Raw genomic sequence first — 25,595 nt, 5'->3', positions numbered from 1 at the left:
TCGAGCGAAGTGCAACGCAGTCGAGAAATCTATATCCAGAGCGCCCTCGCTAACTTAACGTCATTCCCGCGCAGGCGGGAATCTTAATACAATTTACAAGCCAGACTAAAGCGTTACGATTATCTCCGATGAGCGCTTCGTGATTCCCAATCAAGTTGGGAATGACGTAACTACTTTATAACTCTATGCACAAATCCACTGCACTTTTGTACGCATCTTCGTGGAAACCATACTTAAAATAACTACCACAATAATATATCGGTCCTGTTTCGTTTAACCTGTGCAATTGCGCTTGTGCCTGCATGGCTGAAACATCAAACAAAGGATGATGGTAATCGATTTCTTTAATAATCTTATCCGGGTTTAAGCTTCCGGTCGGGTTAATGGATACAAAGTAATTTTGTTTTTTAGAAACACCCTGCAGGTTATTCATCCAATAAATGGTACTCGGCAATAATTTATCGCCCTGTTTTTCTACACGGTAATTCCAGCTGCTCCAGGCTAACCTGGCTTCAGGCATCTGTTTTTCATCGGTATGTACCACTGCTTTATTCAATTGATATTTGAATTTAGAAAGCAGTTCAGTTTCTAAATCCGTTTTATCTTTCACAATTTCGAAAGTCTGGTCGGCATGAGTAGCCATAATCACCTGATCGAACTCAAATACTTCACCTTTATCGTTTTCGACTTCAACTTTACCGTTTTCTAATCGTTTGACTGAACTAATTTTATGGTTGATTTTAATCCGATCGCGGAAAGGTGCAATCAGTTTTTCGCGATAAGCCTGACTACCATTTTGGAGGGTGTACCATTGATGCTGGGTATCTAAACCCAAAAAGCCATGATTTTTAAAGAAACGAATGAGGGTAACAGCAGGAAAATCCAGAATCTGTTCCATTGGCGCACTCCACACTGCAGCACTCATCGGAATCAGGTACTGCCAAAGCATATCATCGCTGTAACCAAACTCCTTAAAAAACCTTCCAATAGAATAAGCCTGATATGCTGGTTTATCCAGAATCTCGACACTTTGTTTGTTGAAACGATTAATCTGCATCAGCATTTTCAGGTAGGAAATGTTGAACAGGTTTTTGCGTTGCGCAAATAAATGGTTTAAACCCGAACCGCTATATTCTAACTTTTTAGGCAGAAACTGAACACTGAAAGACATATCGGTTTTAATGACCGGTGCATCGATTTCTGCAAACATTTCAGTCAGGTTTGGGTAAGTCTGATAGTTAAAAACCATAAAACCAGTATCCAGATAAATAGGTTTACCATCCTCTTCTAGTGTGATCGTATTCGTATGTCCGCCAATATAACCGGCTTCTTCGAAAAGCGTAATATCATACTTGTGTTGCAGTTTATGGGCACAACCCATGCCTGCTATTCCTGAGCCAATGATGGCGAGAGTTTTCATAATGGAAAATGTAATGTGGAGAATGTAATATTGACGACGGAAGATGTGAGATGGAAGATGGAGATTTAGCAGCCATCATTTTCCATCTTACCTTTTACATTATTTATTCTTTTCGAATAAATAATGGCACACCATCCATTCATTCCCTTTATTGTAATTGAACAGTTCGGCGCAGGACATGTAAAATAACCGCCAGTACACCCACCATTTCACCGCCTGATCTTTACCGTAGGTCGTTTCTAAAATAGGCATGATTTCCTTTTTATGTTTGTCCATATTGCTTAACCAGGCTTCGGAGGTTTTACCGTAATTGGTTCCATTTACTACCCAATGTTTATCGATCTTGAGGTCGTCGTTAAAGTAAAAAAACAGGTGATTGGAAGGCATAATGCCTCCCGTAAAAAAGTATTTACTCATCCAGTCGGTTTCGTCAATCACCTCAAACTTGTAAGCCAGCGTTTTGTGGGTAAATATGTGTACGAATAACTTGCCATCAGGTTTCATAAAGGAAGCCACCTTGTTTAACAGAAATTTATAATTACGCATGTGCTCAAACATTTCTACCGAAACTACCCGATCGAATGTATCGGCAATCGTAAATGTATTCATATCGGCAGTTAAAACCGTTAGGTTCTGTATGCCGCGCTGTTTCGCCGTTTCATCAATAAAAATTTTCTGTGTAGCAGAATTAGATACGACGGTAAAAGTACTCTCCGGAAACTTTGCCGACATATAAAGCGAAAGCGAACCCCAGCCACAGCCCAGTTCCAAAACATTTTGGCCATTCTGCAAGTCGGCCCTTTTGCAGGTTAGGGCCAGCATATCATCCTCCGAAGTATCTATATCTTTAACGCCCGGTTTCCAGTAACCACTACTATATTTTAAGTTTTTGCCAAGGCAATACTGAAAAAATGCGGTAGGTAATTCATAATGCTGTTCGTTGGCATCGGCCGTATTTACCGCGATAGGCGATTGTTTCAGTTCGGCAACCAGGTCCATAAATTTTTCCTGTTGTAATTCTTCGTTGCCCAGCGTTTCATCATCCAGGCGTTGTTTGCATAATTTTCTGATGCCGATACGCAATGCCGTATCCGGAAGTTTGTCGTTTTCTAAAAGTTTATCGTACCACATTTTAAGGTAGAAGGTTATAAGGTAAAAGGTTTAAGGTTTTTTGAAGATTTCAATTATTTCTTCTTAAACCACGGAAAAAAAGCGCTCGTTGTTTGTTGATATTTGTGATAAGCTACAGGTTTGCTCCGTAAATTTTGCTCTTCATTATTCGGAACGCCGGTAACCCGGGTTAATAAATATAAAATAATAGCAGGGCTGATGATGGCCAGGATACCCCAGGGCGAGGCCAGGGCAAAAATGAAATAAGCCATCCAGGTTAACCATTCGAAAAAATAGTTTGGATGCCGGCTGTAGTACCATAATCCGGTATCGCACACTTTACCTTTGTTACCCGGATCTTTTTTAAATGCAGCAAGCTGCCTGTCGGCAATCATTTCACCAAAGAATGCAATTACCCAAACCGCAGCGCCAATATATTCTAAACTAGAAATAGCTTGTGAAGGATTGGCCGTAATAATAAAAAACGGAATGGCCAGGATAACATTGGATATCGCCTGAAATTGAAAAAATATAAAGAAATTCCGGTCCGCTTTGTCGCCCCATTCTTTACGAAGTTGCACATACCGGCCCTCTTCTTCATCTAAATGACCAATAACGCGCTGCCAAAGGTGCATGCCCAGCCTGAGCTCGGCGATTAAAAACATACCACAGATTAAAATTTTGCGGGGATCAAATCCGTCCGACAGAAAAAAAGTAATCAGTGTAATTACCGGAAAATTCAATGCCCAAAAAACATCAACTACTCCGGCATTTTTGATTTTTTTTGCCCAGAGCCAAACCAGGGCCATAATTAAACAACAGGCAATAAGAGAGATGAGGGCTATAATAAGTAGATGTTTGGTTTGCGGCATAAGGTTTAAGGTAAAAGGTTTAAGGCCAAAAAGCCCAACTAGCAAGCTTATTAAACTTCAAAGCAAAAGCCCCACACCCTCAATCCTACATCCTATGCCTTAATCAGTAATTCTTTAACACCTTCGCCATCTTTTAGTTTGAATAAATGCACTAAAACATAGGCTAAGGTTGCTATGCTACCTAAACATACGAACAAAATGGTCATAGAGATTTTAAGAATAATGCTTTTTTCTTTATAAAACATCCAAAGGTTGATAATGAAGATGTTAGTATAAAAATCCCACAATGTGGCGCGCATCCAGGGGATGCTGCCTAGAAAGTCCCATTGATCGAACAGGTTACTCTCCAGCGAGGTAGCAATTACCTTATAACACATAAAAACCAGCAAGGCCGAGAAAACAATTTTGAGGAAGTTGATCATCAGAATGGAAATTTATTTAAACCAGATTGCCCTATATACGGTAAGATAAGCAAAAAGGATTTTATTGTAAAAACCCCGGGATATTCTCCGTGATTTCCGTGCATCCGTGGCTAAAAGTAAATGTGTGTTTTTTGAAAAGAATGTTGCTGTTTGTTTCGGCTATGGCAGTCCCGCCATTCGCTACAATCTTTTTGAGGTAATTTGTGCGGGCACCAGGTATTTGCCGCTTATGAAACAGCTGCTTCGTACCTCAGCATCAGCGCGTATTAAAGTTGCTGCAAACAAAAAGGATTTTCGCTGCTGTCGGGTTTAGATGGGGTAAAACGGTGCAATACAGCATCGAAGGAGAATCATCAAAGGAAATTTATACTATTCCTTTAACGGGCTCAGGATGACAATTTGCACCGTTAATTCCGTGATTTCAGTGGTTCCGTGGCGAAAAAAGACAAGGCCTATTGAGTGAACCAAATAGGGCAAAAAAAATGGTCTGTGATGACACAGACCTTATAGTTACGTAACAACCCTTTGCTTACGCTCAGGGTAGCAAATTAATTAGCTAAATATGTTTTCAACCTCTCCTTAAACCTTTCTGATCTTAATAATACGCATCCAGTGCAATACCTTCATTACCGGATAGGTTGGATCAAATTCCCACCATTTGGTAGCAAAGTTAGGACTGTTTGGTTTTTTGTGGTGGTTGTTCTGAAAAAGTTCACCCATTAACAAGAAATCCCAGGGTAATGAGTTTTTGCTATGGTCGTCATTATCATGATTTGAATAGCCATATTTATGACCACACCAGTTTACAATTGCGCCATGCAGCGGTCCCATTAAGAAGTGAATAGGCAACAATAAATACATCCACCAGTAATTGGCAAAAGCCAAATAAAAGCCGATATAAAACAGCCCGCATGCAATTCTCCAGGCCCATGAATTTCCAATCTTATCAACCATCGGCCATTCTGGATAATTCCCCTGAAAAGCTGGTTCTGGCTGTATCTTAAATTGCAGGTAATTCATGTACATATTTTTCGTTGCAATCATCATCCCGAAAACATCCTTAAAAAAATGTGGAGAATGTGGATCTTTCTCTGTGTCGCTGTAGGCGTGGTGCATCCGGTGCAGAATGGCATATGCACGCGGGTTTAAAAATGAAGAACCCTGCGAAATCAGCAATACCAGGTAGAAAAACCGTTCCCAAAAAAGCTCCATTTTAAACATCTTGTGTGATGAGTAACGGTGAAGGAAAAAGGTTTGGCTAAACAGGGATAAAAACCAATGGCAAAGAAAAAAAATGAAGATGATCATGTATGGGGTGTATGCTATATAAACGTATTTTGAGGGCGTTTAGTTTTTCATGGTGTATAAAAACTAGGCTGGTTTAAGCGTTTAGACAAAAAGAATCCTGTTCCAGGGTATAGAACAGGATTCCATTTTTAATTATTCTATTATCTGCCGAAATCGTCTTGAACACGTACGATATCGCTTTCATCTGATGGGTTTGAAGCATCAGTATGTTGCCATATTTCAGCCACAACTCCCCAGTCTTCCAAACCAATTAAACGGTGGCGTTCGCCTTGTTGTAATTTGATCTGGTCTTTTGGTGCGTATTTTTTCACTTCACCTTCTTCATCAGTTTGGCTGGTTTTGATACCAACAGTACCCGTAACCACTTGCCAGATTTCAGCTCTGCGGTGGTGATATTGCCACGAAAGACGTGTATTTGGTGCAACGATTAAAATTTTCGGGCTTAATTTACCACCAATTTTAAGGTCTTCAACATTTAAACCATCAAAATAAGTATCGGCAAATTGTTGCGCCTGCGCTTCGTCTATTACAAAGAAACCTCCCCAAGGACGGGTTTCATCACGGTTTACTACATTAAAACCTTCAATTTTTAAACGTTGTGCTACGCTTTCGAATATTTCTTTTTTGTCGTTTGTCATTGGTAAAATATTAGTTTTTCTAATGATTGTCGAGGCGCACAGGTATGAATTAATCGCCTGTGTGGTTCTATAATTTGGCGCAAAAATAAGCCTAATAAATTAAAAAAGCCTTCTTGCGCCTTTTATTTTTTTAAACTCAATTTACGAATCGTCTTAAAAACCGCCTATACACTGGTTAAAGGCTGTAAAATTACTGATAAAAACCTTTTAGTAAGTGTGATATACCCCTTTGCTTTAGTATGTTTGATTAACAATAAATAGCTGCTAAAAATGATCCAAAAATTCGTTACCTATATTTTCTTTTTTCTTGTTTTTACCCAAAAAATTGCTGCTAAAGTTTACCATATCAGCAGTGAACAGGAATTTAAGGCAATTGAATCTATTTTGGTTCCGGGCGATGAGGTAGAAATTAAAAACGGGAATTATAACAATTGGGCAATAGCCATCAGCGCTAAAGGTAGTCTGGCCAAACCGATTATTATCCGTGCAGAAAAATCGGGATTGGTTACTTTTTCAGGGAGCATTACTAAACCGGTTTTTAAAATTTCCGGAGATTATATTTTTATAAAGGGAATTAATTTCAAAAATGCGGTACTAAGCAAAACGGGTTTGCTCATTGAGTTAAACACCAGCAACAATTGCAGGATATCAGGCTGTAATTTTTCTGCAAATCAGGTTCAATCGCAGTTTACGCCCTTAGTTGTCGTATCGGGTAATGGCAGCAATAATGTTGTAGAAGGCTGTAGTTTTGTGGCAAATGTCGATAACCAGGATGTGCAGGTTAAAATCACCAAAGAATCTTATCCGAAATTCACGCTGATTGAAAACAATATTTTTAGTGATAAAGTGAAAGTGAGCTGGCCAAATGGTAATGGTGGTGAGTGTGTGCAGGTAGGTCAAGACCCGGTATTGCTGGGAAATCAGCGTCCCGAAAGTACTGTACGTAAAAACAGGTTTATCCGGTGTAATGGCGAAAACGAAGTGATTAGCAATAAAAGCAGTGGCAATAAATACCTGAACAATTATTTCGAAGATAACGACGGGGAATTGGTGATGCGTGGCGGACATGATTGTGTAATTGCCGATAATACATTTAAAGGCGGTACAGGCGGCATCAGGATTAATGGAACGGGGCACATGGTGATCAACAATAAAATTGATGGCATCCAAACGGCCATTCGGTTAATGTATGGCATGGCAAAAGGAAAAGAAGAAGTTGGTTTTTATATCGCAGCAAGCAATTGTACAATAAAAAATAATACCCTATCGAATGCCACAACCGGGATATTGCTTGGCGATAGTAAGGATGCAGACTGGACAGGGAAATTCGATACCAAAAGATACCCTTCACCAGTAATGCAAAGTGTTGCTCCTTTTGACAATATGATTGGGGAGAACAACTTCAAAAATGTAAAGGCTGAAGTGGTAAAGCGGTAATTGATTAAAAAAGGGATTTTTTAATTACTCATTGGATGCGATTGTCATGTCGAGATAAACAATTAAAGCACATAAACTGTTTACAAATTGGCAAAAGGTCGTCATTTCGAGCGGAGTGCAACGCAGCCGAGAACCACGTAGTGCTCAGCGAAGCTAAATCTAACTACTATAGATCTCTCCATTTCGCTGCGCTTCAGTCGAGATGACGACTTTATTTAAGGATTCTATACTTGATAATCTTTTAAATTATTGAATCTTATTCACCACAAGATCATCGAAATAAATATAGCTGGTTTGGCTTGAGCCCCAAACGGCGACATCTTTTCCACCTCTAAAATTGTGGAATGATAACCTCTTAATTAAACGTTGTGCATCATTGGTCGTCCAGCGGATAGATTGATCCAATACCGTTGTTCCATTGATGATTACTTGTACCTGCCCATTTTTATTCGATCCGGTATTACTTTTCACATAAAGATGAACGGTATAAGTATCGCCTTTTACCAGGCTACCCGATGAAGGGTAAGACTTGCCGAAAGTATCGCCGCAAGGGCCTGCCATATCTCTGTGGTAAACATAGGGCTGAAAAAACACACGGCTGCCGGTATTGTACCACATTAAACGCAAACTTCCTCCGTTCCCGTCGCTGGCAATGTCGCATCCGGTGTTACCCTCCCCGATCAGGAAGCCGAAGCCAACTTTTCCACCCCTGCTCCAATCGAACTGGCTATGGAAACGTACTTTAAAGGTAGCCTCGTATGCTGAACCATCTGATATATCAGCACCTGCGATTAAACCATTCGAAACAGAATTAGGTGCAAGGGTAGCCCTGGCCCAATTGCCCGAAATGTAAGCCCTGCTTTCGTTCCAGCCTGTTAAGGTTGCGCCACCAAAATCGGCACTGGCCTCGCCATAGGTGTATGTACCATCAGCATGGGTAAAACCGGTATTGATACTACTTGGAATAGCTTCTGTAGTCGCTTTTGCATTTGATTGCGCGGCAACATCGATGTTTTCGGGGATTGATTCTGCTACTTTTTCTTTCTGGCAACCATAAAGGCTAAGGGAAAATATAAGCACTAGTGATGCAATAAAATGCGTTGAATTCATTTTCTGACTCATGTTAATTTTAGTTTAGATTTAAATTTGGTTAGTGATTTTTTTTCGGGTGAAATGCAATATCCTATCCTTGATAGTTTATTACGGATTTAATTTGGTCGCTGTTTTTTATTCTTGGGTTAGCTTGATCTGATACCCTAACCTAATCAAAAATGTAATCCCAAACAGACGACAACGACCTTAAAAACAGCTAAATGGGATTTAACTGATGTTACAACGATTGAAATATTTTCGATTAATGTATTGGAAAACCTTATTTTATAACAGGGCGTAAGATTCGTGGATTTTTAAACTGCAGTTCACAATTACTTTTTTATAATCCCTGGCTTCAATATCGCCATTAATGAGTTTCACCAGTAACATAACAGCCTGTTCGCCTAAGGCCTCGGGATTTTCTTCGATCGAAGCAATTGGCGGAGTGCTGAGATAAGTAATAATGGGATCGTTACCGAAACCAATACATTCGAGTTTTTTAGCATAAGGATGCTCAACTGAACGTAAAAATTTAATCGTATCGAACAACAACTTTTCTTTAAAAGCCACTAAAGCTGTCGGTCCGTTTTCAGGATCGTTAAAAAGGTTTTTAATGGCTGCCAGGGTATTTTCATCATCAAAATCGGTATAGGCCACATGGTTGGCATTAAAAGGGATTTCGTTATCTTTAAGTGCATTAATGTATCCGGAGAATCGATCGTGACTGAAATTAACCATTTTTGGTCCACCCAGGTAAGCTACTCTTTTGTGCCCGCGGTTAATCAGGTATTCTGTAGCCATATAACACCCCTGATGGGTATTACCTAATACTTTATGGCAGTTAAGGTTAAAGCTCGGATTGCGGGTATAATAAACCACAGGAATCCCGATTTTCTCGAATTGATCGAGGTGGGCGAAATCAGAGGTATGTTTGGAAATGGCAACAATTAATCCATCAACCCTCGATCCTAAAAGCGTGGCCGCAGCGGTCACCTCCATTTCAAAATTATCGTGCGATTGACTGATAATAATATTGTAACCGTTTGTTGTAGCCAGCTGTTCCATACCATAAATGCTACGCGTAAAAAAATGGTCGGAAAGATTGGGTAGTATAATGCCAATAATCCTCGATTTACGATCTCTAAGCCTTAGCGCAGAAATATCAGGCGTAAAATTTAAACTGGCGGCGAGTTCTTTAACCCGTAGCCTGGTACTCTCTTTAATCCGTGGATAATCTTTTAACGATTTGGAAACGGTAGAAATAGACAGTTTTAATTCTTTTGCAATTAATTTTAATGTAACAGGTTTATTTTCCATAGGTAAAGGATGTTTAAGCGTTACAATATGGTTAGCGTTTGGTGCCTCTTAACCTTTTATAGGTTAGGGATTAGGGGTTAGTGTTTATTATATATAACTAAGCACTAACCCGCTAAAAAATTAACTATCTATGGAATCTTATCCAGGGCCGGAACATTGTTCTCGTAACCGGTGTATCCTTTATTTTGATTGATGCGGCCTTCTGTATTAAAACGCTGCGCTGCTGCCGGAACCGGCCAAAGCACGTGGTATGGAGAAATTCTGAAGTTTACGCCCAATACAGTAGGTACCTTATTGCGGTAAAAATCGTTCTTTTCGATAATCCTGTCATAAAAGAAATTATTATCAGAGAAGGAGGCAAGGTTATAGGTTTTTCCGTTGTAGGCAGGTTTTCCAGTCGTTGCGAAGATATAGGCAATGCGGGTAAGTTCTGTTTTTCGCGGCTCCTCATAAAACAGCTCTCTTGCTCTTTCGTCCAGTATGGTACCAATGTTAATTGCCGAAGCATCGGTTAGCAAAGCTGCATTGGCCCGCGAGCGTACCTGGTTTAAATCTGCCATGGCCAAAGCGAGATTACCTTTCCAATAGTAGGCTTCAGCTCTTAACAGATAGGTTTCGGCCAAACGGAAGATATACCAGTCGGTATTGGTTCCTCTTGGCGGCGTCCAATATTTATCAGCCGCAAGTGCATTGGTAGAATTGATAAAAGTTTTATAGTGTGGCCAGCCGAAAAAATGGCGGATGGTATCTAAACCTTTGTTCAGAAACATGTTATTTACATTGCCGGGGGTCACATCTACCAGAGGTTTGCCATATAACGCTCTTTCAGCAACGTTACTTCCTGTTTTAATAGCTGGATTGTTATACACCAGGTCGGTCATGTTCATCCACATGCCCGGTGCGTGGCGATAATCGGTATTATCTGTCCAGATATTTTTGGTACTATAGGCGGTACCACGGTAGCGTCCAATTCCCCTGCCGTACATTAAAGTTAAGGGTATTTCTACATTAACGCCATCAACAATGGCCTGGGTGGCACCAGATGGCGTTTTCAAATTGGCAAAATGCCAGGCAGGTACACAGTTCCGCATTACCTGCGATCCCAAATCGGTAGCACCTGCAAGCGTTTCTCTGTCGATGGTTAAAAAAAGTGCCTCACGATTGGCAGGAATGGCCTTGTTATCCATCCGGTGCAAATCCCACACCACATTTTTACTGGCATCACCAGCGGTACTCCCGAAACGGTTCCGCATTAAGCTATACGTCCCACTGTTGATGACATTGTTGGCTGAGGTGATGGCTGCATCAAAATCACCCAAAGCAAGGTTAACTTTGGTCAGCAGGTGGCTGCACGCACCTTTGGTTACATCACCTCGGTCTACATTATCTTTCAACCATTTTTCGGCAAATAAAAGATCTTCCTGCATTTTTTTTAATATCACCTCACGACGGGTAGAAAAATAATCCAGTTTAGGGGAGGTGATGTCTTTTAAATTCAATGGCACATCGCCAAATTGGTGTACCAAACGGTAATAGTAATAGGCACGGTAAAAATAGGCGGCACTAAGAATAGCATTTTTTTCGGCCTCATCTTTATAGGTTACATTGTCGATATAGGTAATAACGGTATTGGCCATACGTACCCCTCTAAAACCTTCAGTCCAGTAAAACCCAATCCTGTTAAAATCGGGGTTATCCAGGTTGGCATCGGGTGTTATCCGGGTATCCATATCCTGGGCTTGTGTGGTTTTATCCGTTGTTCCATCAACAGCTACTTCCGAAAAGATAGATTCGGTAACGATGGGTGCCATATCGCCGGTAAATTCTCTCCTCACATTGGCTCCAATGCCTGCTATTGCCGCTTTCATCGCCGCTACACTCGTCAAAGCGGTTTGCGGTTCCAGTTGCGACAATAATTCTGAATCGAGATTTGATTTTTTACATCCATTTGCCGACAGCAGAAGGGCCAGGGCCACAAACGGAATTATTTTTTTATATGTGATATTCATCTTCTTCATTTTTTAAAGGGTAACATTCAGTCCGAAAGTGTAAACTCTAGGTGTTGGAACAGGATTTCCGTTATTATCTGCAGTTTGCGGATCCCATTGGTTCCAATTGGGGGCATATACACCTGCATTACTTACATTGGCATATATTTTTGCATTTTGTATCCTGAGTTTGCCCAGAAAATCTTTAGGCAGGCTATAGGCGAGTGCAATGGTATTTAACCTGATGAACGAGCTTTTACGGTAAGCATTAAAACTAACCCCACTTAAACCCGAGTTTAGGCGGGCATAATCATTAAGGGGATTACCTGGTGTCCAATAAGGGATAACATAAGAGCTCGATCGGCCAAAACCTACACTTCCGGGTTGGTTTTTGGTCTGGTTATCGGCCCTAAGCTGTCCCCAGCTTGAGATAAGCTGGAATGAAAAATCGAAATTTTTATAGATATTAAAATCGTTGCGGAACGACCAATTGAACCTTGGGCTTTTGTAGCCGATAAACTGTTTATCCAGGTCGTTGTACACATAATTTCCATCCACATCCAATAATTTAAAATCACCTGGCTTAATGCCCTTGTTAAATTTATTGGCTTCTGCTACTTCATTTTCCTGCCATACGCCTAAAATTTGATACTCCCAAATTACATCGATGTCTTTACCGATAAACCATCCGTTACCCGGATCATCATTCGGTGTGGCCAGGCCAACAATTTTATTGCGGTTAAGCGACAGGTTTGCTGAAGTGCTCCAGGTAATATTTCCACCTGTGAAGTTTTTACTGGTGATGCTCAGCTCAAAACCCCTGTTATTTACACGACCTAAATTGGCAATAACATTTGCATAACCCGATGCAGATGACAAGGACTGGCCGATTAAAAGATCTGATGTTTTCTTATCATAAAGTTCAATAGATCCGTTGATTCTATTGTTCAAAAATCCAAAATCCAAACCAAGATTCAACGATTTTGTCTTTTCCCATTCCAGGTTTGGATTACCCAAACGCGGGCTATTTACGACGGTATTCACCTCTCCTGGTGTACCGCTGCCGCTAACGGATTGATACTTGCCTCCGGTTAAAGTCTGGATGGCAACATATGGATCAATGACGTTGTTCGCATCCCTGATTTCTCTGTTTCCATTGATACCATAAGATAGGCGCAGTTTTAAAAAGTCGATCCATTTAACCGGTTTCAAAAAGCTTTCTTCACTTACGGTCCAGGCTACTGCCGCTGCAGGGAAATTAGCCCGTTTTTTAGAGGCTCCAAAAGCAGAATATCCATCTCGACGGATAGAGCCTGTTAAAGCATACCGGCCTTTGTACGAATAATTCACCCTGGCCAGTAAAGCATCGCCCGTGTAAACTTTATCATCGCTGCTTACGGTTGGTTTGTTACCGCTTTGAATGTTATGAAATCCCAATACATCAGTTGGTGCAAAGCCTTCATTACTGGCGATGGTATACCAGGTAGAATATTTCTCGGCATTAACCAATAGCGTTACATCAATGTTATGATCTGTTGCAATAGTCCGGTTCCATTTTAAGAGGTTATCCAGCTGCCAGTTGTACCGGGTTTCCTGAGCCCTCGATGCTGAACCACCAGGTATGGTTACATTTGGATTTTTAGAAGACTGGTGATTAAAGGTGCGGTACTGATCTAAACCCGGACTAAAATTAGCCTGGTAAGTGATACCAAACGGCAATTGCACTTTGGCATAAAGACTACCGAACAAAGTGCTTTGTTTTTGCAACCTTGAATTATAAGTCCGGTCGAGAAAAGGATTACGGGCATTGAGGCCGTTATCATCGGTAGGGATTCTTCTTAAAGAGCCATCTGCATTATAAAAATCGCCGTAAGGAGATAAATCTGGCAGTTGCGAAAACTGGGCTTCAATAGCTCCCTCATCGCGGTCGGCAAATTGCAGATTCATACCCAGCGTTAAAAACTTAGCCGCTTTACCTTCCAGATTTAACCGGGTACGGAAGGTACTGAAGCCTCCTCCGGCAATAATGCTTTCGTTTTTAAGATAACCTAAGGACATGTAATAGGAAACCTCTTCTTTTTTCCCGCTGAGGCTGAGGGTATGATCCTGGCGTTGGCCGGTAACAAAAAGCATATCGTACCAATCGGTTGTTTTTCCGGCAAGATAATTGGCCTTTTCGTTAGCCAAAAGACCCAGACGGCTTAACCAAAGATCGGTTGGATTGGTGGTGGTTTGCCCGTTTAACCATTGGGTAAGCGTTACGCCTTCTGGCAGGTTATTCGGATCGTTGTAAATGTAAGGTGGATTTACCCCACCACTGCGTTGTACATCGGCACGCCAGTTGAGAAAACCCGGACCATCATACACAGGTTGATCTTGAGCCAGGGTAGCCATGCCAAAGTTTGTATTAACGGTAATGGTTGGTGCGCCACTTTTTCCTTTTTTGGTGGTAATGGCGACTACACCGGTTGCTGCTTTTGCGCCATAAACCGCAAGCGAACTTGCATCCTTAAGTACATCAACCGATTCAATATCATTAGGGTTAATATCAGACAGCTGACCGATAAAAATAACCCCATCTAACACAATCAGCGGTGTTGTGGTCCCCGTTAGCGTTGTTTTTCCGCGTACGAGCAGATCTCCGCCACCTTTAGCGCTATTGTTAAAACCAACCGTTAAACCCGGGATGTTACCACGAAGGATATCGGTAACACTATTTGGATTTTCATTTTCCAGCTGCGTGGCTTTAATGCTCGAAACCGCACCGGTAACATCTTTTTTCTGTGCAGTACCATATCCGATGACCACTACATCATTAAGGCCTTGTGCACCGTCATCCATCGTAATATTGATGGTGCTTCGCCCATTTAAGGCAACTTCCTGTGTGGTAAAACCGATAAAGGTGAATACCAGGGTTTGGTTGCCATCGGGAGCCTTTATGCTATACTTACCCGCAGCATCGGTTAAGGTTCCGACCGATGTATTTTTTACCCTTACACTTACGCCCGGAAGTGTGATCCCTTTATTATCTTTAATGGTACCCACAATAACGGTTTGGGCAAAAGCGCTAAAACTCCCGGATAGCACCAGCAGCAAAACCGCTAAAATTTTTGCTTTACCTGCGCAGATACGCCCGAGGTATAGCAATACTCCTCTTTGGTTATAAATTTTACTCATAGTTATAGTTTAGTTAATGATTACCTGTGAAATTTCAGATCACAATAAGTTAAATAGCAAATCGGCTGCTCAAATTGAAATGGATATTAGCCTGAAAAAAAGGAATAACGCTGGCAAATGGCTGCCTTGCTTGACTCTTGAACATGGATGATTTGGTTAGACTTATTTTATCTAATATAAAAACCCGCAGCGCCAGATATAAAAAACTATAATCAGAATAAGCCCTAAATCTGCGTCAGATTGAATTTACAACGATGTAATTAATTTCAGGGTTTTATATTTATGTGCTCGATGAACCACAGATGGCACAGTTAAACACGGCTCTTGTTAGTGTGATTTACTTAGCCACGGAAGCGCAGCGAACACGGAATACGTTTGTCATGAAGAGCGGAGCCGGAGAACCTTTCCTTTTCAAGAACAGCGCCCAATGCTATCATTTTTCTGATACCATCATGCAATTTAACTTATTTTGATAATAGCAGCTATTTGTGAAATTTTGCCTTCACAAAAAATAGTACATATCATGGAATACAGAAAACTAGGAAATACACCGCTGGAGTTATCAGCAATCGCATATGGCGCCTTTGCTATCGGTGGCAATATGTGGGGAGGAAACGAAAAAAAGGATTCTATCGAATCAATTAAAGCATCAATAGAAAATGGAATAACGACAATTGATACGGCTCCTTTTTATGGCTTTGGACTTAGTGAAGCGCTAATCGGTGAAGCCATTAAAGGGTACGACCGAACTAAAATACAATTATTAACCAAATTCGGCCTGGTTTGGGACGGTAGCAACAACGGTTCAGGCGAACATTTTTTTGATGCACAAAACGATGGTAAAGCGGTACCCATTTATCGCTACGCTACAAAGGCATCGATTATTAAAGAGGTTGAAGACAGTCTTAAACGCCTGCAAACGGATTATATTGATCTTCTTCAGCAACACTGGCCCGATCCAACAAACGAGATAGATGAGGTGATGGAGGCCATGGCACAGCTCATTAAAGATGGCAAAATACTGGCTGCCGGGCTTTCGAATGCTGATCATGCACTGCTGGAAAAAGCTGCTGCTGTACATCTGCCAGCATCAAACCAGGTACCATTTAGTATGCTCAACAGGGCTATCCAGGAAGATTTAATCCCTTACACATTGGAAAATAATATCGGCATTATTGCCTATAGCCCAATGGAAAGAGGGCTGTTATCGGGCAAGTATTTTGAAAAAGAAAAACTTAAAGCTGACGACCACCGCAATGGATATTTTAGTCAGTTTGATCTTGACGCTGTTAAAACATTTCTCGAGCGCATTTCGCCATTGGCAAAAGAGAAAAATGCCAGCATTGCGCAATTGGTCCTGCGCTGGACAACGCTTCAACAAGGCATCACCGTTGTACTGGCAGGTGCCAGGAATGCTGAGCAAGCGGTATCAAATGCAGCTGCAATGGAGTTAGAGATCAGTAAGGAAGAGCTTGCCTTTATTGATGGTGGGCTTGGGAAAATTTGAGATTCATCTATCTGCGGAGGAAAAGTTTCAGTTCTTGCACTGGCTTGAGTTAAATAAACCCGATTGAAACGGATGCCAATTTCCTTCAAATTGGCAGGAGGAAAAGCGGGACAAAAGGTGCCAAAAACAAGGAACCATTCATTTCCAGTCAACGATATAGATGATAATTCTTAGGTTTAGGAAATGGAAGGACAATAAATAACGTTATTGAAACAAAAACGGGTGCCTCATATCGGACACCCGTTTTTTTATTTATGGTCGATGTAACACCAACCACTATAATACCTGCTTAGTAACCTGGATTTGGAGTCAGGTTAGGATTATTTTTGATTTCCGAAGTCGGAATCGGGAACAACAAATGTTTGGTTTGCAAAGGCTGGTTTACACTTTTATTAATGTGGCCAACAAAATTATCGAAACCATTAGTGGTTTCGTTATACACTTTACGCAACCTCACCATATCAAACCAGGTAATGCCTTCGTAACATAACTCGTGCCAGCGCTCTCTCCATACGGCTTCTTCAAACTGTGTCTGGCCCAAACCTGCCAGATCAGCCAGTTGTGCTCTTTTCCGCACTGCATTTACCGCAGCGTAGGCCGCAAGATTCGGACTACCATCTGCCCTGTTCTGCGCTTCAGCATAAATTAAGAGTGTTTCTGCATAACGTATTTGTGGAATATTCAGATCGCTTCTACTGGTACCCTCTACCCCTAACGTTCCATTTGCAATCAGATCGAAATGTTTAAAAACATAAGGCTTACCACGGTTAATCAGCGGCATTTTAAAGCCATCGGTATAATAGTCGGTAAAGAAATAACCATCTCGGTTTTTTGCCCTTAAATCTCCGGCCTCATACGAGCCATAAAAACTGGCAGTTGGGATAGAAGTTCCAATTCCATCAATTTTAGAAACCAATGGCTGGTGCAATGGCAGGTACGACGACTGTAAGGGGTTGCCAAATCCGGCAGCGTCATTATACTGGATGCCGAATAAATGCTCTACTTTATTGTCATTCTTTGCATCGTGCAATGCTCCATAAGCTGGAAACAAACCGAGTAATGCCGGGTTTCCGGTTGAATAATCGATGACCTCTTTCGCTTTATCTGCAGCTAATTTATAATAAGCTGCACCTTTGTTAAGGGGCTGTCCGGCCATAGTTAAATATACTTTTGCCAGTTCAGATTTAATGGCTGCTGTAGAAACACGCCCACTTGCATCCATAAAAGGCAAACCAGCTGCCTCTGCAGCCACCAGATCATCAACAATCTGTTTGTAAACCTGTTCCTGAGGTGTGCGTGAAGGAGAAAAATTGGGATCGTTAGGACTGGTAATCGGTTTTGTAATCAAAGGTACATCACCCCATAAACGCACCAGGTAAAAGTAGGCCCAGGCCCTGATGAAAGATGCCTCGCCTAAAATCCTTTTTTTCTGTGCATTATCCATCGGGTTAATGCCCGGAACTTTATCCAACACCAGGTTGGTTTGCGCAATTACCTTATAGAAACCATTCCAGGTTTGGTTAACATGAAGGTTTGTTCCATCATAAATCAGAGAATATAAATTATTGAGATCGGAGTTTTGCGCGGTTTCAGTTGATTGTATCCCCGTTGGTGCATCCAGCATTTGCCAGTTGTTGGAATAAATACCAGCACCGGCACCTATAAACCTGATTTCTGCATAAACCGCGGCAATACCTGCTTCTGCATGTTCTGGTAAAGTATAAAAACTGCTGGGCGAAAGATTGGTGGGATCTGTTTCATCTAAAAACTTCTTACATCCCGAGTTCCCGATGATAGCACTGCTTAGCAACAACAAAGCAGCGATATTTTTTATGTTTATTTTCATTTTGATATCCTTTCTTTAGTTAATGTTTATAATCCAATGTTTAAGCCTACCATGAAAGTAGTGGGCTTTGGATAATCGAAAAATGTTTGGCCTTGTGCAAATGCATTTCCATAAGTGGTTACCTCAGGGTCGTTACCGGTATACTTGGTGGCCAGGAAGAAATTCTGAACAGATGCATAAACGCGGAGCTTGCTTAGGCGTAATTTTTCGACAAGTGTTTTATCAAAAGTATAACCGAGTAAAAGATTTTTACCGCGGATGAAAGAACCGTCTTCTAACCAATGGGTATCAACGTTGGTTACATATCCGGCAGATTGATCCCTGATGGCGGCAATCGGTGTATCCTGGTTCTGAGGAGTCCAGGCATTTAATACGCTGGCAAAACTATTGGCCTGTACCTGTCTGTCTTCACCGGAGTGATGGGTCATATTCAACACATCATTACCATATGAGTATTGGAGCTCTACAATCAGCTCTAAATTTTTATAACGGAATGAGTTGCCAAACGATCCCCAGCCTTTTGGCGTTCCGTTACCAATAATCTGACGGTCGGCATCTGTAATGGCATGGTCGCCGTTTACATCCAAATATTTAATATCGCCCGGAAGCAAAGTTTTACCACCGCGGTAACTGACATATTTGGCTGCTTCTGCCCTTTCGGCTTCGCTCCAGGTTCCTAAACGCACCAGTCCCCAGAATGAGCCCACAGGCTCACCTACCCTGATAATACCCGTTTGATTGGTAAAATTTGGATTACCCACACCAAAAATATCGTCAGGCGTAGCCAAAGAAAGTACCTTATTGCGGTTAAGGGAGATGTTAAAGCTGGTTTTCCAGGTAAAATCGTCAGTTTGTACGTTTACCGTATTAATCCCTAAATCTAAACCCTTGTTCTGCATAGACCCGATATTTTTTCTGATTACCGAGTATCCCGTGGTACGTGGTACAGGAGCATCTAATAACATATCGGTTGTTTTTCTGTAATAAAGATCGGCCTCTAAATTAATTCGGTTGTTAAACAAACCCAATTCTAAACCAGCATCAACCTGTGCTGTTTTTTCCCAAACCAGATCAGGATTTGCTAAACGACCTATACCAATACCGGTTACCTTACCATCATTAATAATGGCTGAGTTATTAACCAGTGTGGCTAAAGACTGATAAGCAGGAAGTTCTGAATTACCACTTAAACCGTAACTGGTTCTTAGTTTTAAGTTTGAAATGGTTTTGTTCCCTTTCAGAAAATCTTCGTCTGAAGCTTTCCAGGCCAGTGCTGCCGAAGGGAAAAAGGCGAATTTATGGTTCTCTCCGAATTTGGATGATCCATCAACCCTACCCGTAAAAGTAACCAGGTATTTATCTTTAAAGGCATAGTTTAATCTTCCAAAATAAGAGTTAAAAGCCGATCTGTTGCGGCTGGAGCCCACCGTAATCGATTTACTCCCAGAGCCCATATTATTGTTCCCGTAAAAATCGGTTACAAAATTCTCCGCATGACTGGTATTGCTGAAGAAACTGGTGGCCTGCCAGGAGATACCCAACAAGGCATTAATGGCATGCGATTCGGCAAAACGTTTGTTATAGGTTAAATAGTTTTCTAATGACCAGAAGGTTTCACGGTCATTGGTCACATTTGCTGTTCCGTTTTGTCCGTCAGATATGCCGTATAATTGTTTTGCGTTATATTCATTGATGTTGCGGCTTACAACATTAGCCCCTAACTGGGTACGAAACTCTAAATCTTTATTAAAGCTAATGGTAGAATAAATGCTTCCCAAAGCGGTTTGAGTGATCATTCCATATTTCTGATCAGTTAAGATATGCACCGGATTGGAGCCTCCTTCTGCCCATGGAATCAGTTTATTATCGCCCCACTTGCCATCTGCCAGTTTGATTGGAAGAAAAGGAAATGCTTCGGTAATCATGCGGACTGAGTTTAAACCACCTGTTCCCTGATCAACTATGTTTTCATCCTGGTTATTGTAGCTCAAATTACCGCCGACTTTTAACCAGGGTTTAATTTTACTATCGAAATTAAATCTGCCCGAATAACGTTTTAAATAAGAGTTCAATAAAAGTCCCTGGTCATCGCGATAACCTGCAAAAACGCCGTAGGTGCTATTTTCGTTTCCACCTGTAAAACCCAGCTGGTGATTTTGCGAAAGTTTGTTCTGTGTAGATTCTTTTAACCAATCGGTGTTATATAATGGGTTTCCGTTGCTATCGAAAAACTGAGGCAAGGCTATTCTCGATGCTTTTGGAACAGGTGTAGATGCATAATTTCCTGCTGCCCATCCTACCGGATCGTAAACTTTAATATTCTCGTAAGCCAGGTCCTGCACTTTAACATACTCAAAAGCATCAAGCATCTTCACATGATGTGCCGCCAGCGTATTTACGCCAAAATCTGCATCATAGGTAATGCGCTGGGCATTTGCTGTTCCTTTTTTGGTGGTAATTAAAATTACGCCGTTGGCTCCCCTTGCGCCGTATATGGCCGTCGAAGAAGCATCCTTTAATACCTCTACTGAAGCGATATCGCTAGGGTTAATGTAATCGATAGCGTTACTGTTCTGCGTTTGCGACCCCACCGGCAAAGCCACACCATCTACCACATAAAGCGGATTGTTACTCGTGTTGATGGAGCTAAATCCACGGATTTTAATGTTGGTCTGACCGCCTGGCCTACCCGAGTTGGTATTGACCTGTACACCGGAAATACGGCCAGCTAGTGCCTGGTTTAGGGATGAAGACGGACGTTCCTGTAGTTCGCTGGCTTTTACCACACCAACAGAACCGGTAAGGTCTGTTTTTTTCACCGATCCATAACCAATTACCACTACTTCATCTAACTTATTGGCCTCGGCAGGTACCATTTTAACGCTAATATTGGCTTCATTGCCTACCGTAACATCTTTATTTTGATAGCCCACATAAGAAAAACGGATCACATCGTTTGGGTTGGCCTCAATGCTGAATTTACCCGCTTCATCAGTTACAGCAGTTTTACCTGAAGAAATGTTTTTGATGCCCACTCCTGGAATAGGCATGTTTTTTTCGTCTGATACGGTTCCTGTAATTACTTTTCGGTTTTGGATATGCACTAAAGGCATACTTAGCTTGGAAAACCCTTCGGATTTTTCAGCAACCAAATTCATCGAAAAAACAGGGCCATTGAGCAAAAAAAGCACGGAAAGCCCTGAAATCTTTAGTAGATTGATTTTCATCGGTTTTAGGTTTAGTAAATGGTTAGTTAATAATATAATTCAACTGCTAGCAGCTAAAACGTTTTATCAATTATTCAATAAAAACAATTGACGGCAAATAATCATGTTAATCAGAAGGCTTTGGGTTAAAGGTCATTGCGTGATGGAGATCGTATTTTTAAACTGTTTAAAAACTACACGCAAATAAACTACACAGACATATACTACACCATAAGGCATAAATGCACCTAAGCTCATCATCATATTCGGTTGTTGATAAAACGATTTATCAACTCAATATTAAATATTTTATCACAAAATCAAGAATAATATTTTGATGCCTAGAAATACCCGATCGTATAAATCCGATTACAGTATGATTACTTTTACAGCAGCCAAAATTTTTGAATAGATATTCCGGGTCAATCAAAAATAGCCCAACCGAAATCCATTATCCCTCACCTACTTAAGTCTGATTTTAAGCATTGGGTAAAAAATTTTAGTTTTTTTTTAAAAAAGAATAGACATTAGTTTTCTAATTGTGGTGTTATGGGTGATTACTGTATTTAAATGAGAAAGCCCCATATTGCTATGAGGCCAATTATTTTGTCTTATCAGCATCCACGGATAAGACCAAACCAAACAAACTAATGAAATTAAAAGACAAATAAGTTTGAGATTTGTTTTAGTTAAATCTTATTTATTAAATAAATTTTAGGAAAAGTGCGTTATTCTCTAAAAAGCTCAGATTTTAGCTTCGTCATTTCACCTAAAAGTGAAGTAATAGGTAGGCTGTGACCTGAAAGGTGCCCCAACTTTGCTACCGAGAAATTTAAAGTTCCAATCTCTGTTTCCCGCTTTTGTAAGATATCCTGGTAAGTAGATATTTTTTGCCCGTCAGACATTTTACTGATCATCAGCACATTTTGAAGTACCTCATCTGCTGTTAACGCGATATGATTCGTATTGGCTACAGTAATGCACTCGCTGATTACTTTTTTTCCGATTTCAAGTGCGGCAGGATTTCTATGGAAAACACCATTATCAATTTCCAGTAAAGGGCAGATGGAATTAAATACACAATTGCTAATAACTTTTTTCCATATCAGGTTCTGAATATTTTTTTCGGTTCTAAAGGAGAAGAGCTCAGTGTTAATTTGTGATACAATTTCCTGTAAATTTTGATCAAACCCTTTGATGATTCCGATAGGTGAAGGTGCCACCACCTTTAAGGTCACGTTACTTTTTCCGATTGCCTGACTGGTAGCCATGAGCACACAGCGGTAGAGCTGGGTAAAACCATTTGCTATAAACGGATCTTCAACCCCTAGCCCATTTTGAAGGAAAATGATTGGCATTGATTTGTTCATATATTTTAGCTTCTTTGCCAATTGTTCATTTCCAAAAGACTTATTAGCCAACAAAATTAACCCGTTTAATGTGGAGTGGTTACTAAAAGTACTAACAGTTATTATTGCATTATAACTTTGTGCTCCGGTGTTTACCTCAATATTTTCCTGGTATGCTTTTTCATGATCAACGCTTCCCCGGATGATTGTTACATTCTTACCCTTTAAAGATAAAGCAACCGCTAATCCTTTAGCAATTACACCATTACCGATAATGTAAATGTTTTCATCTGTTTTTAACAAGTGATTATTCATCCTTAATTATTTTAATAAAACAAATTACGTAATTAGTTACGGAATTATCAAATTGATTTTTACTTCCTGAAACCCTAATATTTAGATTACTCACCTTTCGATGAGGTAATTGTAAAAACATAAGGCACCGTAAAATTGCGGTGCCTTATTAACGTATCGTGTATTTAAAATTAATTCAAATCAAAACGATCTAAATTCATTACTTTATTCCATGCAGCCACAAAGTCTTTTACGAATTTACCTTGCGCATCTGTGCTTGCGTATACCTCTGCAATTGCCCTAAGCTCGGCATTAGAACCAAATACCAGATCGGCACGGGTTGCGGTCCATTTTGGCTGACCCGTAGCACGGCTGCTTCCAATGTAAAGTTCCTTATCTTCGGCAATGGCTTTCCATGCGGTTTCCATATCTAATAGATTTACAAAGAAGTCGTTGGTCAGCTGACCTGGTCTTGTAGTCAAGATCCCATTTTTAGAACCATCGAAATTGGTATCGAGCGCACGTAAGCCGCCTATTAACACCGTTAATTCAGGTGCTGTTAAAGTAAGCAACTGGGCTTTATCAATCAGGAATTCTTCTGTAGGAACCGGAGATTTTGAATTACGGTAGTTACGGAAACCATCAGCAACAGGCGCTAAATAACCAAAAGATTCTACATCGGTTTGTTCTTGCGAAGCATCCATTCGGCCTGGTGCAAAAGGAACGGTAACTGAATGCCCTGCAGCTTTTTCTACTGCAGCAGCACCCGCCAGTACAATTAAATCGGCAAGCGAAACTTTTTTGCCATCAACTTGTGCTCCATTAAATTCTTGTTGGATTCCTTCTAATACGCCCAATACTTTTTGTAATTGCGGAGGATTGTTAACAGCCCAATCTTTTTGCGGAGCCAAACGGATCCGTGCACCATTGGCACCACCACGTTTATCAGAACCGCGGAAAGTAGAAGCTGATGCCCATGCGGTAGAAACCAGTTCGGCCACACTCAATCCCGAAGCCAGTACTTTTGCTTTTAATGCGGCAATATCACTTTCATTGATCAATGCATGGTTAACCGCAGGTATTGGATCCTGCCAAAGCAATTCTTCCTGTGGTACATCTGGTCCCAGGTAACGCGCCAGAGGTCCCATATCGCGGTGGGTTAATTTAAACCAGGCTCTTGCAAATGCATCAGCAAACTGATCGGGGTTTTCTAAGAAACGTCTTGATATTTTTTCATATGCCGGGTCGAATCTTAAAGAAAGATCGGTGGTCAGCATCGTTGGCAGGTGTTTTTTTGTTCCATCAAATGCATCAGGAATAATGGCTTCTGCATTTACAGCTTTCCACTGATGTGCACCAGCAGGGCTTTTTGATAATTCCCATTCAAATCCAAACAGGTTTTCGAAAAAGTTATTACTCCATTGCGTTGGTGTTGTGGTCCAGATTACTTCTAATCCACTCGTAATGGCATCTGCACCTTTACCAGAAGCATAACTATTGTTCCAGCCAAAACCCTGGCTTTCGATACCAGCGGCCTCAGGCTCTTTGCCCACATGATCGGCCGAAGCTGCACCATGGGTTTTACCAAAGGTGTGTCCGCCAGCAATTAATGCTACCGTTTCTTCATCATCCATCGCCATGCGGCCAAAAGTATCGCGGATATCTTTAGCGGCAAGAATTGGATCTGGATTTCCATCTGGTCCCTCAGGATTTACATATATTAATCCCATCTGCACCGCTGCCAATGGTTTTTCTAAATTACGGGAGTGCACATCGCCATCGGCATCATCATCAGTAACCACTACTCCATGTGCCTTATTTGCGCCGTCAGAACCATGTGCGTAACGAAGATCGCCACCCAGCCAGGTTGTTTCTGAACCCCAATATACCGATTCGTCTGCTTCCCAGACATCCTCGCGCCCACCGGCAAAACCAAAGGTTTTAAAACCCATCGATTCCAAAGCGATATTCCCGGTTAAAATCATTAAATCTGCCCACGAAATTTTGCGCCCGTATTTTTGTTTAATTGGCCAAAGTAATCTGCGGGCTTTATCAAGGCTCACATTGTCTGGCCAGCTGTTCAGCGGTGCAAAACGTTGTAATCCGGCACCGGCACCACCACGACCATCGCCTACCCGGTAAGTTCCGGCGCTGTGCCATGCCATGCGGATAAATAAACCTCCATAGTGACCGAAATCTGCCGGCCACCAATCTTGCGAATCGGTCATCAGTGCATGAAGGTCTGCTTTTAGGGCGGCTAAATCTAAACTTTTAAAAGCTTCGGCATAATTAAATTCACCATCCATTGGATTGGATAAATTAGAATGCTGGCGTAAAATGCTCAACTTTAACTGCTTTGGCCACCAGTCACCATTTCTGGTACCGCCACCACCTACATTACTTTTCATGCTGCCATTATGAAACGGGCACTTGCTAATATCGTTCGATTCTTTTTCCATATGTATACTATTTTGTTAGTGAATTCTGATCCGTTAACAGATTAACCTGATGATTATAAATTTAGAGAATTGAAATAACTAATCACAATCATTTAATTCTATAATGGAATAGTTAGAATCTATTAATGTGCTATATCAGCATTTTAGAAGGGT

General features: G+C 41.1%; 16 protein-coding genes. 2 read left to right on the top strand and 14 right to left on the bottom strand.

Features of this window, described 5'->3' with window-relative positions:
- Window positions 1-175 precede the first annotated feature (175 nt).
- The 6 genes from AC04QZ_RS15475 to AC04QZ_RS15450 all read right to left on the bottom strand — a co-directional run bounded on the left by AC04QZ_RS15475 (window position 176) and on the right by AC04QZ_RS15450 (window position 5,770).
- Window positions 176-1,420 (bottom strand): NAD(P)/FAD-dependent oxidoreductase, encoded by a 1,245-nt coding sequence (locus AC04QZ_RS15475; protein WP_478358498.1) that lies wholly within the window; start codon window positions 1,418-1,420, stop codon window positions 176-178.
- Window positions 1,421-1,519: 99 nt separating this feature from the next.
- The gene (locus AC04QZ_RS15470) at window positions 1,520-2,551 is read right to left on the bottom strand and encodes an SAM-dependent methyltransferase (protein ID WP_478358497.1); all 1,032 of its coding nucleotides are present in this window, start codon (window positions 2,549-2,551) and stop codon (window positions 1,520-1,522) included.
- Window positions 2,552-2,604: 53 nt separating this feature from the next.
- Window positions 2,605-3,402, bottom strand: a complete 798-nt coding sequence (locus tag AC04QZ_RS15465; protein WP_478358496.1) for a DUF1295 domain-containing protein — start codon at window positions 3,400-3,402, stop codon at window positions 2,605-2,607.
- Window positions 3,403-3,494: 92 nt separating this feature from the next.
- A complete protein-coding gene (locus AC04QZ_RS15460; protein WP_478358495.1) occupies window positions 3,495-3,824 on the bottom strand; it encodes a DUF1475 family protein in 330 nt (109 codons plus the stop codon).
- A 579-nt stretch (window positions 3,825-4,403) separates the two neighbouring features.
- Window positions 4,404-5,132, bottom strand: coding sequence for an acyl-CoA desaturase (locus tag AC04QZ_RS15455; RefSeq protein ID WP_478358494.1), 729 nt, complete (start codon window positions 5,130-5,132; stop codon window positions 4,404-4,406).
- A 140-nt stretch (window positions 5,133-5,272) separates the two neighbouring features.
- Window positions 5,273-5,770: a cupin domain-containing protein gene (locus tag AC04QZ_RS15450; RefSeq protein ID WP_025142534.1), complete on the bottom strand. Its 498-nt coding sequence runs from the start codon at window positions 5,768-5,770 to the stop codon at window positions 5,273-5,275.
- Between the two features lie 270 nt (window positions 5,771-6,040).
- On the opposite strand from AC04QZ_RS15450, the gene AC04QZ_RS15445 reads away from it, so the two are divergent.
- On the top strand, window positions 6,041-7,207 hold the full coding sequence (locus AC04QZ_RS15445; RefSeq protein WP_478358493.1) for a chondroitinase-B domain-containing protein: 1,167 nt from the start codon (window positions 6,041-6,043) through the stop codon (window positions 7,205-7,207).
- Window positions 7,208-7,453: 246 nt separating this feature from the next.
- On the opposite strand, the gene AC04QZ_RS15440 is transcribed toward AC04QZ_RS15445, so the two are convergent.
- From AC04QZ_RS15440 to AC04QZ_RS15425, 4 genes are all read right to left on the bottom strand, one after another.
- Window positions 7,454-8,329 carry a polysaccharide lyase gene (locus tag AC04QZ_RS15440; protein WP_086544826.1) on the bottom strand — a complete coding sequence of 292 codons (876 nt, stop codon included), beginning with the start codon at window positions 8,327-8,329 and terminating at the stop codon, window positions 7,454-7,456.
- 255 nt (window positions 8,330-8,584) lie between these two features.
- Window positions 8,585-9,616, bottom strand: a complete 1,032-nt coding sequence (locus AC04QZ_RS15435; protein ID WP_478358492.1) for a LacI family DNA-binding transcriptional regulator — start codon at window positions 9,614-9,616, stop codon at window positions 8,585-8,587.
- 128 nt (window positions 9,617-9,744) lie between these two features.
- On the bottom strand, window positions 9,745-11,625 hold the full coding sequence (locus AC04QZ_RS15430; protein ID WP_478358491.1) for a RagB/SusD family nutrient uptake outer membrane protein: 1,881 nt from the start codon (window positions 11,623-11,625) through the stop codon (window positions 9,745-9,747).
- A 12-nt stretch (window positions 11,626-11,637) separates the two neighbouring features.
- Window positions 11,638-14,781 (bottom strand): SusC/RagA family TonB-linked outer membrane protein, encoded by a 3,144-nt coding sequence (locus AC04QZ_RS15425; protein WP_478358490.1) that lies wholly within the window; start codon window positions 14,779-14,781, stop codon window positions 11,638-11,640.
- Between the two features lie 523 nt (window positions 14,782-15,304).
- Between AC04QZ_RS15425 and AC04QZ_RS15420 the strand changes: the two genes are divergently transcribed.
- Window positions 15,305-16,288: an aldo/keto reductase gene (locus AC04QZ_RS15420; RefSeq protein ID WP_478358489.1), complete on the top strand. Its 984-nt coding sequence runs from the start codon at window positions 15,305-15,307 to the stop codon at window positions 16,286-16,288.
- A 289-nt stretch (window positions 16,289-16,577) separates the two neighbouring features.
- On the opposite strand, the gene AC04QZ_RS15415 is transcribed toward AC04QZ_RS15420, so the two are convergent.
- The 4 genes from AC04QZ_RS15415 to katG form a co-directional block, all read right to left on the bottom strand.
- Window positions 16,578-18,134, bottom strand: coding sequence for a RagB/SusD family nutrient uptake outer membrane protein (locus tag AC04QZ_RS15415; protein WP_478358488.1), 1,557 nt, complete (start codon window positions 18,132-18,134; stop codon window positions 16,578-16,580).
- A gap of 26 nt (window positions 18,135-18,160) precedes the next feature.
- Window positions 18,161-21,361 (bottom strand): SusC/RagA family TonB-linked outer membrane protein, encoded by a 3,201-nt coding sequence (locus tag AC04QZ_RS15410; RefSeq protein ID WP_478358487.1) that lies wholly within the window; start codon window positions 21,359-21,361, stop codon window positions 18,161-18,163.
- Window positions 21,362-22,068: 707 nt separating this feature from the next.
- Window positions 22,069-23,004, bottom strand: a complete 936-nt coding sequence (locus tag AC04QZ_RS15405; RefSeq protein WP_478358486.1) for a ketopantoate reductase family protein — start codon at window positions 23,002-23,004, stop codon at window positions 22,069-22,071.
- A 170-nt stretch (window positions 23,005-23,174) separates the two neighbouring features.
- A complete protein-coding gene (katG, locus tag AC04QZ_RS15400; protein WP_478358485.1) occupies window positions 23,175-25,442 on the bottom strand; it encodes a catalase/peroxidase HPI in 2,268 nt (755 codons plus the stop codon).
- Window positions 25,443-25,595 lie beyond the last annotated feature (153 nt).

This window comes from Pedobacter folensis, assembly GCF_056490665.1.
Note: the sequence above shows the minus strand (reverse complement) of the source record. Positions and strands in the feature narration are given on the sequence as shown.